This window comes from Marinobacter sp. LA51, assembly GCF_030297175.1.
GTDB lineage: Bacteria > Pseudomonadota > Gammaproteobacteria > Pseudomonadales > Oleiphilaceae > Marinobacter > Marinobacter apostichopi.
In genome coordinates, this window is sequence record NZ_AP028070.1 from 2,655,385 (window position 1) to 2,670,278 (window position 14,894).

General features: G+C 57.7%; 13 protein-coding genes. 9 read left to right on the plus strand and 4 right to left on the minus strand.

Translation table 11 applies throughout. The features are described 5' to 3' along the window. The first annotated feature begins 50 nt into the window (after window positions 1-50). Complete coding sequence (locus tag QUE89_RS12200; protein ID WP_286220343.1) at window positions 51-1,067, plus strand: nucleoid-associated protein; 1,017 nt, start codon at window positions 51-53, stop codon at window positions 1,065-1,067. A gap of 20 nt (window positions 1,068-1,087) precedes the next feature. Here QUE89_RS12200 and QUE89_RS17375 read toward each other — a convergent pair whose 3' ends face one another. The 3 genes from QUE89_RS17375 to trmH all read right to left on the minus strand — a co-directional run bounded on the left by QUE89_RS17375 (window position 1,088) and on the right by trmH (window position 4,529). Continuing rightward, entirely contained in the window at window positions 1,088-1,675 is a 588-nt protein-coding gene (locus tag QUE89_RS17375; protein ID WP_353506790.1) for a DUF2931 family protein, read from the minus strand. A gap of 3 nt (window positions 1,676-1,678) precedes the next feature. Then, complete coding sequence (locus QUE89_RS12205) at window positions 1,679-3,691, minus strand: T6SS phospholipase effector Tle1-like catalytic domain-containing protein (protein ID WP_286220344.1); 2,013 nt, start codon at window positions 3,689-3,691, stop codon at window positions 1,679-1,681. A gap of 127 nt (window positions 3,692-3,818) precedes the next feature. After that, the gene (gene trmH / locus QUE89_RS12210) at window positions 3,819-4,529 is read right to left on the minus strand and encodes a tRNA (guanosine(18)-2'-O)-methyltransferase TrmH (RefSeq protein ID WP_286220345.1); all 711 of its coding nucleotides are present in this window, start codon (window positions 4,527-4,529) and stop codon (window positions 3,819-3,821) included. A gap of 183 nt (window positions 4,530-4,712) precedes the next feature. Between trmH and miaB the strand changes: the two genes are divergently transcribed. From miaB to lnt, 5 genes are all read left to right on the plus strand, one after another. Continuing rightward, a complete protein-coding gene (miaB, locus tag QUE89_RS12215; RefSeq protein WP_286220346.1) occupies window positions 4,713-6,059 on the plus strand; it encodes a tRNA (N6-isopentenyl adenosine(37)-C2)-methylthiotransferase MiaB in 1,347 nt (448 codons plus the stop codon). Between the two features lie 81 nt (window positions 6,060-6,140). Beyond that, window positions 6,141-7,124 (plus strand): PhoH family protein, encoded by a 984-nt coding sequence (locus QUE89_RS12220; RefSeq protein WP_138439286.1) that lies wholly within the window; start codon window positions 6,141-6,143, stop codon window positions 7,122-7,124. After that, window positions 7,121-7,594 (plus strand): rRNA maturation RNase YbeY, encoded by a 474-nt coding sequence (ybeY, locus tag QUE89_RS12225; RefSeq protein WP_286220348.1) that lies wholly within the window; start codon window positions 7,121-7,123, stop codon window positions 7,592-7,594. The genes QUE89_RS12220 and ybeY overlap by 4 nt, the downstream gene beginning before the upstream one ends. Then, window positions 7,591-8,436: a CorC family transporter gene (locus QUE89_RS12230; protein WP_286220349.1), complete on the plus strand. Its 846-nt coding sequence runs from the start codon at window positions 7,591-7,593 to the stop codon at window positions 8,434-8,436. Before ybeY ends, QUE89_RS12230 begins: the two co-directional genes overlap by 4 nt. Continuing rightward, window positions 8,426-9,988: an apolipoprotein N-acyltransferase gene (lnt, locus tag QUE89_RS12235; RefSeq protein WP_286220350.1), complete on the plus strand. Its 1,563-nt coding sequence runs from the start codon at window positions 8,426-8,428 to the stop codon at window positions 9,986-9,988. The genes QUE89_RS12230 and lnt overlap by 11 nt, the downstream gene beginning before the upstream one ends. Here lnt and QUE89_RS12240 read toward each other — a convergent pair. Next, window positions 9,957-10,505: a zinc ribbon-containing protein gene (locus tag QUE89_RS12240; protein ID WP_286220351.1), complete on the minus strand. Its 549-nt coding sequence runs from the start codon at window positions 10,503-10,505 to the stop codon at window positions 9,957-9,959. The genes lnt and QUE89_RS12240 overlap by 32 nt on opposite strands. A 139-nt stretch (window positions 10,506-10,644) precedes the next feature. Between QUE89_RS12240 and leuS the strand changes: the two genes are divergently transcribed. Genes leuS through holA form a run of 3 tightly spaced genes read left to right on the plus strand, consistent with a single transcriptional unit; the run spans window position 10,645 to window position 14,826 of the window. Next, a complete protein-coding gene (gene leuS / locus QUE89_RS12245) occupies window positions 10,645-13,230 on the plus strand; it encodes a leucine--tRNA ligase (RefSeq protein ID WP_286222885.1) in 2,586 nt (861 codons plus the stop codon). Window positions 13,231-13,288: 58 nt separating this feature from the next. After that, the gene (locus QUE89_RS12250) at window positions 13,289-13,822 is read left to right on the plus strand and encodes an LPS-assembly lipoprotein LptE (protein ID WP_286220352.1); all 534 of its coding nucleotides are present in this window, start codon (window positions 13,289-13,291) and stop codon (window positions 13,820-13,822) included. Continuing rightward, entirely contained in the window at window positions 13,819-14,826 is a 1,008-nt protein-coding gene (gene holA, locus QUE89_RS12255) for a DNA polymerase III subunit delta (protein ID WP_286220353.1), read from the plus strand. Before QUE89_RS12250 ends, holA begins: the two co-directional genes overlap by 4 nt. Window positions 14,827-14,894: the final 68 nt, after the last annotated feature.

Below are 14,894 nucleotides of genomic sequence, written 5' to 3' on the forward strand. Positions count from 1 at the left end.
GAGTCGCCTCCGGGGCTTTTTTATTGCACGCGCAGCATGAGAATACCAGCATGGCTATCAGACACCTTCGCACCGCTTTTGCCAGTCAATACCAGCCCGGGCAACCGGCCCGCCTGCAGTCAGGAGAGGCATTTTCAGAGCCCGGCGGCGACTACGAGTCCCTTCATAAACAGATGAAACGGCTGTTCAACAGCAAGCCGGGCAAGAAGTATGGCCGCTTTTCGGACGAGATCGGCGAATGCCCGTTCAGCAGCTGGCTGAAAGATTACCTTGAGGACAAACAGAGCTTCGGTTCCATGACCGACCGACTGTTTGGCCAATGGCAGGAATTGCTGACCGGTTGCCAGGAGGAATTCCAGGGCCATCTGATGATCGTTCACGAAGCACTGGCAGACTCAGAAGTGGTTTACCTGCTGATTCTGGAAAGCGACAGCGCCCTGCGTTTCGACGGCCACCAGACGTTGGACGCCACCGACGTACTGAGCCTGTCACGCCTGAATCTCGCCGTGCGGATCGAGCTGGACGACTGGCGCAGCGACAACAGCGCCGAAAATTACCTGACTCTGGTGCACGGACGCGGTACCGGTGAACCCGGCGAACTGTTTATCCGCCTGGCAGGCTTTACTAACCAAGTGGATGTTGAGAAAGAGACCGTAACCTTCCTGGACGCTGTCGAAGCGTTTGCGAAATCGTCGGAGCCTGAAAAGGCCGGCGAAGTCCGCAGCAAAGCGTACGAGTTCTGCAAGGAACAACACGCACTGGGCGAGCCGGTGGAAATCGAAGCGCTCTCCGGCTATCTCGACGAGAGCGAACCACAGCGGTTCAAGGAGTTTGCCTCCAAGACCACCGAACTCCCAGAAAGCGGCGTTCTCCACCCGGACCACCGCAAGGTGAAAAAACTGGTTCGCATCGCCGGCTCTGGCGGCGGTATGAGCGTCTCTTTCTCCTCGGACCTGGTCAACCAGGCCGTGTACTACGACCGCGACCAGGATGCTCTGACCATTACCCGGCTACCGAAAGCACTTCGGGAGCAGTTGCAGCGGTATTTGGAGGCTCGGGAGGAGTAAGGCGCTGCAAGGCTGACTCCCTACCAACCGCTCAGGGGAACACCGTTCCGTCTTAGGTATTCCCCGTGCTCTTCTCGGTAGCCTTCCAACAACGCGCTATATTTGCCCGAGTCACCCTCCAACTCATTCGCCTGCAATCGCGCCAACTCGACCTCATTACCAATTTGGCCTTTCATCCAAATAACGATCTCGCCGCCAGGCGCCAATCCGAGGACCAAGAAGTTTCTCGGTCGTAACTGCGACCCCTGAGAGCTTTTGGTCCAGGCGAGTTGAGACATTAGCTGCTCCCATTCCGGCTCAACCATTATTAGGCGCTGATAGTATTTTTTTTCCGCGAGGGAGAACCATTGAATCCCAATGTAATCGGGAAAATACTCCATCGACCCTGTAATGCCTGTCGGTCCAAATCTACCGCGCCAACAGCAGCTCAAAGTCCCTGCGGGATGTGACCAGTGCCCAACTCCACTCCGTTCAAACTCAATATGCTCTACCCAAACGCCATAGTGCTTTGGGCTTGCAATCTGAAAGTACCAATCCGGTGATTTAGGCGTTACGGAGTGAACGCAGCCAGAAAGGCACACCAAAACTACTAGGAACACGAACTTCATTGGTCATCCCTTTACGCTATTGTAAAAGACGGCCCGACTTTTGGAGCCTGTAGATCTCAACGGATGAAACAACTGAAATGGAAAATCGTGCTTCACCTTGAGACTAAACAAAAGGAAGTCCATCGCATTGAAATGGTCAGAATGGTGGAGGTATCTCTGTTTAAGCAACATGAGATCACCGGTTTCCAGATGCAGATCGTTTTCTCCTGAAGTCACTTGGTCAACAAAAATGGCGTGGATAGGTTTCAGGTCCACTGGCAATGCGTACTCCTCCGTTGTCGGAATTTCGACTAACGGAACACCTGCTTGGCTGGACAGGAGATGCATCAGCCGAAAACTAACCAAAGAATACTCGCCGCGCACCGTCCGTCTCATCCGCAGGGACCACTCAATCCGACCATTAGGCACCGGGTGGTCGCTGCGCTTTTCTTCTACAAAAAGCCTGGGAGGCTTTCCTTCACCCAGAGGAAGGCTGTGCTCTCCAAGCCAACCCTCATCAGTCTTCTGCCGCAAAATTTCCTGAATGCTGTCCCAATCAAGAGTCTGGTAGGGCCACTCCGTGTCGGAGCCTGTGACATCAACAGTAGGATAGAGCAAGAGCGTCTCTTCCTGTGCCCGCGGATAACCACCCCCGATGTCGGAGTGGGCTCCAGGCAATGAGATCTCTCGAAAATTGCTAGGCAAGCTTTTGTTTGCACTGCGTACGCTACTCAATGAAAAGTTCGCACGCCTTTCATCTTTCGCTACCAAGTGAACTAGAGCATTAATAGCGGGGGGATCCACATCAAGATTGACCGGGTAGTTTCTACCGTTTCCTGCGGACACGTCGAGCATCAAGGGATTCACAACCCCGGCCACGGTGTCGAACAGTCCCATGAATTCGATCGAAACGTCGCTTGGCCACGAAACCTGTTTGGTCTGAAAGAGCTTACCCAGCGCTCCATCTTTAGCTTTCACTATTTCCTTGGCCGCATATCTCGAAGCCGCGGCGCCGCGACTAAATCCGAAGATATCGATGGTGAGCTGCTTAATAGGTGCCCCAGATACGAGCTCGTATATCCTGTCCGTCAATCTCGAGAAGGCCTTCTCCACCTGCTCAGCGATACCTGTTTCGCCGAGGCCTGTCACCACACCCCACCTTGAATCGCTTGCTCCGTCTATGGTTCCTACCCCGCCCTGATACACTTTGAGGCTGCGCTCGATGGCATCAACGCCCTCTCTGCTATCTTCCTTGTATAGATCAAAGAGCTTGATCACATTAGTTGAGTCACCGGCGTAGCTCTCTCCCATCACCAGCCTCAACATATCGCGACAGGCTTCGAGCGCCGCAGGTCCCTTTAGCATCGCACTGGCGCACTCGCTCTCCAGCTTGCGCTTAAAAATTTCTATGTTGTGAACGTTATTGAGCGTCCCATCCAGGAAGATACCGACCCTAATGTGCAAGGGCTTCTCGCTTGAGGCCTCAGGCAGGCGCTCTCCCATTACCAAGGGAGCAATGCTCGCAGCAACCCCAAGCGGCAGAACCAGCTTACTTTCCGCTGGATTTTGCTTGCCCCCTATTGGGAGAGTTCCACCAGAAGCACCCTGGCCGTGGTCGCCGCCGGCGCCTCGCCAATCTGCGACCAGGGAATGTGGCGTCAACCCGGCTTTGTTGAGGCGATCAACCGCGGACGGAAGCACTACTATCGCGTCGCCAAAATTACCCGGCTTCCATGAACCTTCGGCAGAGGAGAACGAATCCCCTCGCCACACCGCTAGCGGCGCTATTGGCCCTCTAGAGTCATCAGGATCAAAAACCAACAACAGATCACCTCGCTCGAGACCGCACATGAGCAAGGACTGAGTCACCTGTGTTCTGGAGTATGCGGTAAATCCTGGGATGTCGTTGGAATCGAAGCGAAGGGACTTACTGCTGCCCTGGCCGACTAGCCGAGCGACAAAACGAACCGCCAAATCCGGCGATTCCGCAAACGGAAGGTCATTCGGTTCCAAACGACCGATGGGTTTTATTTGCATGACAATCCTTGTCAATCGAGGCTCTCAGCGGACTATCCATGTCCGCGCGTCAGGTCTGATGCGGCTCTGACTCCTAGCATCAAAGGTAATAAATTCTGCCACGGCAGAAAAACGATCAGGTCTCGTTTTACTCCGCATACTCCAAATGCGGATGCCGAAGCTTGCGGATCTCTTTCATCCAGCCAACCCCATCAATCAACTCCCCCGTATCCGGATCGATCGGCGGGTATGGCAGTTTGCGGTCGTCACAGTAGCGTTTCACCGTCGGCTGGCACCAGCAGAACAGCAGGCGCTCGTATTCATCGTCCGGCAACCGGCGGTAATCGAAAAGCCCGGCGGCTTTTCGCTGGCGCTGGGCCTCGGCAAGGATAATGGCGCAGGCGGCGGAAACGTTGAGGGATTCCACCATCCCCATCATCGGAATCACGATGTGTTCGTCGGCCTGGTCCGCGGCGCCGGAGCTGACCCCGTCCACTTCGTTCCCAAGGATCAATGTACAGGGCACGGTGAAGTCCACCTCACGATAATCCACCGCCCGCTCAGACAGCTGGGCGGCGTAAAGCTTGTGCCCCTGCCCCTTCAGGTCGGTAATGGCGGCATCCATGGTGCGGTGGGTGTGTGTTGTCACCCAGTTGTAGCTGCCACCGGCGGTTTTGCGGAAGGCGCGAAAGCCTTCCCGTGGCCAGACGACATGCATATTGGCCAGACCAAAGGCATCGCAGGAGCGAAGAATGGCGGACAGGTTGCGGGGTTTGTGCACCTGATCGGTCAGCACACGCAGGTCGGGCTGACGGGTATTCAGGGTCTGTTTGATACGGGCGAGACGTTCGGGAGTCATTTGAAATAAGGTTCGACAACTTCGGAAGACGAAAATAATACCACACGAATCTAGCAACAAGCCGAGACAATGGTGGTTGAAGAATGAGCACCCCGTTATAATGCTCAGTTCCTTTTTGTTCGCGCCTGTTTTTCTGTCGACCACAAGCCACGGCGCACCATCCACCAGAATACGTTGAGAACCATGGCCAAGAAGCTGTACATCAAAACCCACGGCTGCCAGATGAACGAATATGATTCATCACGAATGGCGGACCTTCTGCGTACCGGCGAAACCGTCGAAATGACAGACACGCCCGAAAACGCCGATATCCTGCTGCTGAACACCTGCTCTATCCGTGAGAAGGCCCAGGAGAAAGTGTTCCACCAGCTCGGCCGCTGGAAAGCCCTCAAAAACAGCAACCCGGATCTCATTATCGGCGTCGGTGGCTGTGTCGCCAGCCAGGAAGGCCAGGCCATCATTGACCGGGCACCGTACGTCGATATGGTGTTCGGCCCGCAAACCCTACACCGCCTGCCAGATATGATCACGGAAGTGCGGGCAAAAGGTAACGGCGTAGGCGTCGTCGACGTCAGCTTCCCGGAGATCGAAAAGTTCGACAATCTTCCGGAGCCGGGTGCCGACGGCCCATCCGCTTTTGTGTCCATCATGGAAGGCTGCAGCAAATACTGCACTTTCTGCGTGGTGCCCTACACCCGGGGCGAGGAAGTCAGCCGCCCGGCCGACGACGTAATTGCGGAAGTGGCACACCTGGCCTCCCAGGATGTTCGTGAGGTGAACCTGCTGGGCCAGAATGTGAACGCCTACCGGGGCGAGACCCACGATGGTGACACCATGGACCTGGCGGAGCTGATCACGCTGATTGCCACCATCGATGGCATCGACCGTATCCGTTACACCACCTCGCATCCGGTGGAGTTCACCGACGCGATGATTGACGTCTACGAGCAGGTCCCGGAACTGGTGAGCCACCTTCACCTTCCGGTGCAAAGCGGCTCTGACCGGGTGCTGGCAGCGATGAAGCGCGGCCACACCGCTCTGGAGTACAAGTCCAAGCTGCGCCGCCTGCGCAAGATCCGCCCGGACATCAGCTTCTCTTCCGATTTCATCATTGGTTTCCCGGGAGAGACCGACAAGGACTTCGAGGACACCATGAAGCTGATCAACGACATCGGCTTCGATGTGTCCTTCAGCTTCATCTACAGCGCCCGTCCGGGCACGCCGGCGTCCGATCTGCCGGATGACACCCCGATGGACGTCAAGAAAGAGCGCCTGAGCATCCTGCAGCAGCGGATTAACCAGCAGGCCATGGACATCAGCCGCAAGATGGTTGGCACTACTCAGCGCATTCTGGTGACCGGTCTGTCCAAGAAAGACCCAGGCGAGTTTGCCGGTCGTACTGAAAACAACCGCATCGTGAACTTCCGGCACGATAACCCGGAGGTGGTTGGTCACTTTGTTGATGTTGAGATTGTTGAAGCCTACCCCAACTCCCTTCGCGGTGTCCCCGCGAACGCGGAACTTTACTGAAGCCGGGGTCAGGCACACCAGCCGAGACACGAATGCCTAAAAAGCCCCGTACGCGGGGCTGTCACTGCACATGGAGCCTAATTGAACACCAACGATTCCAGACAATTCGACCTGCACCCGGTGGATCAGCGCCGGCTCGCCTCTCTCTGCGGCCAGTTTGACGAGAACCTCAAGCACATCGAGCGCCGGCTACAGGTGAAAGTCGGTCGACGCGGCCACCACTTTCGCGTTGAGGGCGAGACCGATCACGTCGCCGCGGCGGTAGAGGTCATCCGCCACTTGTATCGGGAAACCGAGGCCACCGACGACATTTCTCCAGATACCGTTCACCTCTTCATTCGTGAGACAGGCTACGAGCGCCTGCCGGAAGACGTGCCCTATGACGGCGCCGTTACGGTCATCAAGACACCAAAGCTTCAGGCCAAGCCGCGCGGTGCGAACCAGCAAAAGTACGTGCACAGCATCCGCAGCCACGACATTAATTTTGGTATTGGTCCCGCCGGCACCGGCAAGACCTGGCTCGCTGTTGCCTGCGCCGTTGAGGCACTGAAAGACGAGCAGGTGAAGCGGATTCTGCTGGTGCGCCCCGCCGTGGAAGCCGGTGAAAAACTGGGATTCCTGCCCGGCGATCTGGCGCAAAAGGTCGATCCGTATCTGCGCCCGCTGTACGACGCACTGTACGAAATGCTTGGCTTCGATCACGTAACCCGGCTGATTGAAAAGAGCGTGATCGAAATTGCGCCGCTGGCGTTCATGCGCGGCCGTACCTTGAACAACTCTTTCATCATTCTTGATGAGAGCCAAAACACCACTCGGGAACAGATGAAGATGTTCCTGACCCGCATCGGATTTGGCTCAACCGCTGTGATCACCGGGGACACCACCCAGGTGGATCTGCCGCGCGGCCAGAACTCGGGCCTGATTCACGCCGCCGGCGTGCTCGGCAAGGTATCCGGTATTGGCTTTACCCGCTTCGAAGCGAAGGACGTGGTCCGCCACCCGCTGGTTCAGCGCATTGTGGAGGCCTACGATTCGTTCGATGACGGAGGCGGAAGCCAGTCGTGAACGAGCTGACGGTCGATATTCAGAACGTTTTCGAGTGTAGCAAGGTACCCGCCGACACCCAGCTTCAGACCTGGGCACAAAGCGCCTGGCTGGGCGAGCATCCGTCTGAGGTGACGGTTCGTATCGTCGACACGCTGGAGAGCCAAGCCCTGAACAACGAGTTCCGCGGCAAGGACAAACCGACCAATGTGTTGTCCTTCCCATTTGAAGCGCCAGCCGGTATAACGGTGCCATTGGCGGGAGATCTCGTAATTTGCGCACCGGTTGTCGAACGCGAGGCCGCCGAGCAAAAAAAGACGTTGACGGCCCACTGGGCGCACATGGTTGTTCACGGTATGCTGCATCTTCAGGGCTACGATCACGTGGATGATGAAGATGCCGAGGTCATGGAAGCCCTTGAGATTCGGTTGCTTGCGCAACTTGGATTTGGCAACCCTTACGAAGCAGAGGAAACGGAACAAGACTCATGAACGACGATCAGTCGAGTCGCAGTCAGGGCGGAAAGTCCTGGCTGGAACGTATATCACAGGCCTTTGCCAGCGGGCCTGAGTCCGTTGAGGACGTGCTGGAAATCCTCCGGGACGCTGAGTCCCAAAGCATCATCGACGCCGACGCGATGAGCATCATCGAAGGTGCCATGCAGGTGATCGACATGCGCGTGGATGAAATCATGATCCCGCGCTCCCAGATGGTCACCGTCAAAGCTTCTCAAGAACCCAAAGAGTTCCTCGGCGAAATCATTTCTTCCGCTCACAGCCGTTTTCCCGTTATTGGTGACAGCCAGGACGACGTCATCGGTGTTCTGCTCGCCAAGGACCTGCTGCCACTGGCGCTGGACAACGAGCTGAACTGGTCGAAAATTCGCGAGATCCTGCGCCCACCGACTTTTGTTCCGGAAAGCAAGCGCTTGAACCAGCTGCTGAAGGAGTTCAAGGAGAACCGCAACCACATGGCCATTGTGGTGGACGAGTACGGTGGAACGGCCGGACTGATCACCATTGAAGACGTGCTTGAGCAGATCGTCGGCGAAATCGAAGACGAACACGATTTTGACGAGGAAACGCACATCAAGGCCCGCGGTGATGGTACCTACGCAGTCAAAGCGGTCACACCTGTCGACGATTTCAACGAGTTCTTTGAAACAGAGCTTGATGAGGAAGAGTTTGACACCATTGGCGGTCTTGTACTCAAGGAGTTTGGACATCTGCCCAGACGCGGTGAAACGGTTGCATTCGGTGGCTTGCGCTTTACTATTGCCAACGCCGATAACCGAGTCATCCGTCTGTTGCAGGTAACCCGAAGTGAGCAGTGAAGCTACCGAAATCCGGGGTCTGAGTACCCCGCTCTCCGCCAGTCGCTGGCTGAGCATTGTCACGCTTGTTGCGGCCGGCGCTATCCAGACCCTGACCTTCTCACCGTTTGAATTCTGGTGGCTGGGCCCGGTTTCAGTCCTGCTGATTCTACTGATTACGGTGCCCCTGGCGGCTGACAAGCTGTTCAAGGCCGGCTGGTTCACCGGCCTCGGCCTGTTCGGCAGTGGTGCCAGCTGGGTCTATATCAGCATCAGCCAGTACGGCAACACCTCCATTCCCGTATCTGTCCTGCTCACCGTCATATTCGTCGCCGGCCTGGCCCTGTTCCATGGCCTGGCCTTCTGGTTCTGGGGCAAGCTTGCCAAGGACAGCCAGGTACGCCGGCTGATCCTGTTCCCGGCCATCTGGATTCTGGGCGACTGGCTCCGAGGTTGGCTGCTCACGGGCTTCCCCTGGTTGTATCTTGGTACCGCACACACCGATGGCCCACTGGCAGGACTGGCGCCTGTGGTCGGTGTCCATGGCCTGACTTTCTGGATAACGGTGACCGGCGCGGCGCTCTACGCGGCCTGGTGGCTGGTCACGCATCTGCGGCACGCGGCCGCGGCAGTCACGCTGCTGTGCGCACTCATACCCTGGGTAGTAGCCCCTGCGATCAACCAGGTAGCCTGGACCGACGTCGACTCTGAGCCGACCAGCTTTGTGGCCATGCAGGGCAATATCCCCCAGCAGATCAAGTGGGATCCGGATTTCCTGAAAGACCAGATCGTGACCTATCTGGGGATGACGGAGCCGCACTGGGACGCCGATCTGATCCTGTGGCCGGAAACCGCCATCCCGATTCCACAGGACAAGGCCGGCAAGATCATTGAACACATTGATCAGGAGCTCGGCGATAACAGCACCCTGATCACTGGCATCCCCTGGTACGGCTTCAGCGACCGTATAGAGGACTTCACGTTCCACAACAGCATCATGGCCATCGGCAACGGCGAAGGGATTTACCACAAGCAGAAACTGGTGCCTTTCGGCGAATACGTCCCCTTGCAGGGACTGTTGCGCGGATTGATTGGGTTCTTTGATCTGCCCATGAGCAGCTTCAGCCGCGGCCCGGACTACCAGGGCCCGCTCCAGGCTAATGGCATGCGTATCATGCCGTTCATTTGCTACGAGGTGGCCTACCCGGACTTTGTTGCTTTCAACAGTCGCAACGCGGATCTGCTGCTGACCATCAGCAACGACGGCTGGTTCGGCGATTCCATTGGTCCGCTGCAGCACTTGCAGATCGCCCGCATGCGGGCACTGGAAACCGGTCGTTACATGCTGCGTGGCACCAACAACGGCGTCACCGCAATCATCAATAACCGGGGCCAGATCACCGAGACCATTCCCCAGTTCGAAAAGGCCACCCTGCAGGGTGAGGTGTACACGGCGACAGGCAGCACCCCCTACATGCAGACCGGCTCCTGGCCGGTACTGACTCTGGCCGTGATCCTGGTGGTGTTCGTGCGAGAGCGGATTATTCCTCCCGTCTCGGCCAGCGGCTCGTAACCCGCTCGTAGTAGTGGGAGCCGCAGGCGTCGCAGGGTTCCAGATGACTGGTGGCGGTCAGGCAGCGCATGTGGCTGCAGTTCAGGCATCGGAACATGCCGGCGGTGGCCACTTCACCGGAGATGTAGTGGCCGGCATTGTCGTTTTCCAGCTTCTGATTTAGCTCCAGGGTATCCACCCGGGTCTGATCGGCCACGGAAAGCAATCGGTCGGCTAATTGATGCTCCAGCAGAGAGATATCCAGCTGCAGCCATTCGGTCAGCCCCTCACCGGTTTCGTCCACGAAATGCATCAGATGGGCTAAATCGCGCTGGAGGTAGGCGCCCAACAAATCCGCCTCCTCCCGGGTCATTTCCTCCAGCTCGTACTCGAACTCGATCGCATTCTTGATCTCTTCCTCCAAGGTATCGAGCGATGTCTCCTGTACCAGCTTCAACCGGCCCTGCACCCGCTCCAGCATCCGGTCGTATACCTCAAGTGCCTTACCGGAAAGATGGCTTCGTTCTGGTTCAGTCATATTGGCTCTCCCTTCAATACTGTTCAGTCTGGCACAGGATCCGAAATTTGGCAGACTACCTGTCAGGCCCTCTGTGCGTTAGAATGTCCGGCCGCTCCGAACATCATTTTGATACAGGGTAACTTTGGTAATGGCAGCAATGGACGAGCAATACAATCCACGCAATGTAGAACAGAATGCCCGCACCTTCTGGGAGGAGAACAAGACCTTCGAAGTAAAGGAAGAACCGGGCAAGCCCAAGTACTACTGCCTCTCCATGTTCCCCTACCCCAGCGGCAAGCTGCACATGGGCCACGTTCGCAACTACACCATTGGCGACGTAATTTCCCGTTACCAGCGCATGCAGGGCAAAAATGTCATGCAGCCCATGGGGTGGGACGCCTTCGGTCTGCCGGCCGAAAACGCCGCCATTGCCAACAAGACTGCGCCCGCAAAATGGACGCATTCCAACATCGATTACATGAAGAACCAGCTCAAGCAGCTGGGCTTCGGTTACGACTGGAACCGGGAACTCGCTACCTGCAAGCCTGATTACTACCGCTGGGAACAATGGTTCTTTGCGCGCCTGTACGAGAAAGGCCTGGTGTATAAGAAGATGTCCACCGTCAACTGGGATCCGATCGATCAGACTGTCCTGGCCAATGAGCAGGTGGTCGATGGTCGCGGCTGGCGTTCCGGCGCCCTGGTCGAACAGAAAAAGATTCCCCAGTGGTTCATCCGCATTACCGACTACGCCGAGGAATTGCTGAACGATCTGGACCAGCTGGAAGACTGGCCGGAACAGGTCAAGACCATGCAGCGCAACTGGATCGGTAAATCCGTGGGTACCGAACTGACCTTCCCGCTGAAAGACGGCGACGACGGCCTGACGGTGTACACCACTCGCCCGGATACCCTGATGGGCGTGAGTTACATGGCCGTGGCCGCCGAGCACCCGCTGGCCAAGGCCGCCGCAAAGCGCCACCGCGATGTCGCCGAGTTTGTTGACGAATGCCGGAACAGCAAGGTGGCCGAAGCCGAACTGGCCACTATGGAAAAGAAAGGTATTGATACTGGCTTCAAGGCCATCCATCCGCTGACCCAGGAAGAGATCCCGGTCTGGATCGCCAACTTCGTGCTGACCGATTACGGCACCGGCGCGCTGATGGCCGTTCCCGGTCACGATGAGCGCGACCACGAGTTTGCCCTCAAGTACCGCCTGCCGATCAAGCAGGTAATCGCAGCCAAAGATGGCCGCGAGCTCGATGTCCAGGAACAGGCCTTCACCGAGAAAGGCACCCTGGTCTCGTCCGGCAAGTACAGCGGCCTGACCAGTGACGAAGCCTTCGGCGAGATTGCTGATCACCTGGAAGCACAGGGCATTGGCAAACGCACGGTCAACTATCGCCTGCGGGATTGGGGCGTATCACGCCAGCGCTATTGGGGCGCACCCATCCCCATGATGACCCTGGAAGACGGCACCGAGCGTCCGGTCCCCGACGACCAACTGCCGGTGCGCCTGCCGGAAGACGTTGAGATGGATGGCGTTCAGTCACCGATCAAGGCCGACCCCGAGTGGGCCAAGACCAGTTTTGAAGGCCAGCCGGCCACCCTGGAGACGGACACCTTCGATACCTTCATGGAGTCGTCGTGGTATTACGCGCGGTTCTGCAGCCCCAACTACGACAAGGGCATGCTGGATCCGGCCGCAGCCAACTACTGGCTGCCGGTGGACCAGTACATTGGCGGCATCGAGCACGCCATCCTGCACCTGCTGTACGCCCGCTTCTTCCACAAGATGCTGCGCGACGTTGGCCTGGTGAACAGCTCCGAGCCGTTCAACCGCCTGCTGTGCCAGGGCATGGTGTTGGCCGAAACCTACTTCCGCACTGACGACACCGGCAAGACCACCTGGATCGCGCCTGCTGATGTCACCGTGGAGCGTGACAGCAAGGGCCAGGTCATCCGGGCCATCCATAAGCAAGATGGCGCACCGGTAGAAATCGGTGGTGTCACGAAGATGTCCAAATCCAAAAACAACGGCATTGATCCCCAGGCCATCATCGATGAGCACGGCGCCGATACCGTTCGCCTGTTCATGATGTTCGCCGCGCCCCCGGAGCAGTCTCTGGAGTGGTCTGACAGCGGCGTCGAAGGGGCCCACCGGTTCCTTAAACGCCTGTGGCGGATGGTAAATGAACACACTGCTGAAGGTCCTTCACCGACACTGAACGCGGACGAACTGAACGACGCCCAGAAAGACCTGCGTCGCAAGACCCACGAAACTATTGCCAAGGTCAGTGACGACGTCAGCCGCCGTCTGACTTTCAACACCGCTATTGCCGCCGTCATGGAGCTCCTCAATGAGGCCGGCAAGCTGTCGGACAACGAACCCCAGAGCCGTGCCGTACGCCAGGAAGCCCTTAACACCGCGGTACTGGTGTTGTCACCGATTGTTCCCCATATCTGCCACTCACTGTGGCAGTCGCTGGGGCACGAAGAGCCGGTGGTCGATGCCAAGTGGCCGGCGGCCGACAAGGACGCCATGGTTCGTAGCCAGATCCAGGTCGTTCTGCAGGTCAATGGCAAGGTCCGTGCAAAGCAGGACGTCCCTGCCGACATTGGCAAGGCCGACCTGGAAAAGCTGGCGTTGGAAAACGAGAACGTTGTGCGGTTTACCGAGGGCGCTACGATACGCAAGGTAATCGTGGTTCCAGGCAAACTGGTAAACGTGGTGGCCAACTGATATGCCCCTTCGCTCGGCACCTTTTTCGGCCTTGCCCGCGGTCATAGCGGCTATTGTCATGACCACGATAGCCGGTTGCGGTTTCCAGTTGCGCGGTGCGCCGCCGGTATCGGCAGCACTGCAGCCTCTGAAGGTTGAGTGCGCGCGCGGCGTGCCGGAGTTGCTGTGCGAATCCGTGCGTGATCAGCTGGAGTTGGGCGATGTGAAGCTTACCGAAGCTGGCGATGCCGCTTACGTCATGAAACTCAGTGACTTCCAGCAGGACCGCCGGGCCTCGGCGATCACGGTTCAGGCTGCCGCCGCTGAATACACCCTGCGCAACTCGGTCAGCCTGGAGCTGATCAGCACCGATCAGGTGCCGATCATTGGCGACACCCGCCTGACCTCCAGCGAAAGTTACCGCTATGACGAAACCAACGTGCTGGCCAAACAGCGCGAGGAAGAGGAGTTGCAGACCCAGCTCAGCAGCCGCCTGGCCCAGCAGATCATTTTCCGGTTAGCACCGCTGACACAGGCCCGCATTGACAGCATCCGGGATCAACACCAATCGGACTCCGGTGATCAGCCGGATAACGACGCGCCAGCGCCATGAAAACACAACCAGGCCAGCTTCCCCAACTGCTGAAAAAAGGCCTGTCGCCGGTCTACCTCATCTCCGGCGATGAACCCTTGTTGGTACAGGAATGCTGTGATCAGGTCCGCAAGGCAGCGCTGGATGCCGGTTTTGTCGATCGACTGACCTTCCACGCCGACAATCAGCTGGACTGGAACGCCGTGGCTGACGAGTTTAGCGCCATGTCGCTGTTTGCCGAACGCCGGCGCATCGAGATCCATCTGCCTACCGGCAAGCTGGGGGACGGACGGGCAGTGTTGGAACGAGTACTGCAGGAGCCCCCGGAAGACATCATCCTCTTGCTGATCAGTGCCCGACTGGATGCCGCGGAGACGCGCCGAAAATGGTACAAGGAACTTCAGAACAAAGGCGTTCATGTGCCGGTCTGGCCCGTGGACGCGGACAAATTCCTCGGCTGGCTGCAGCAACGGGCCTCAAGCCGGGGCCTGAGTCTGACCCGAGGCGCCTTGGCCATCCTGGCAGAGCGTCTGGAGGGCAATCTGCTTGCCGCCAGCCAGGAACTTGATCGTCTGTCGCTGCTCAGTGGTACAGACACCATCGACGAAAAAACCGTAGAGCAAGCCGTTCAGGACAGTTCCCGGTTCAATGGTTTTGAGCTGGTGACGGAACTGCTCGCCGGCCGCGCGCCCCACGCTGGAAAAATGATCGGCGTACTGCAGCAGGAGGGAGAAAATCCTCTCGGACTGCTTTCGGTACTTACCCGCGACCTGAACCTGATCCTTGAACTCAGGGGGGCAGCCAGCCAAGGTGAAAATCCCAGCGCCTTTCTGAAAAAACGGGGCGTGTTTCAGCCCCAGCGTGCCCGGGTAATTGAACAGGCCTCGCGGCGTCTTTCCCGCCCCCAACTCCATCAGGCCATTGAGATCTGCAGCCAGATTGATCGCGCCGCCAAAGGCTTCGACAGCCTGACACCATGGCACTATCTGCGGGACCTCTCGCTGCTGTTGTCAGCTCGATCCTGACCCGGATCAAGCCCTCTCCACTCCCATGCCTGCTGGCCGACGCGGCGCTTGACAGAAATTTGCTGGTC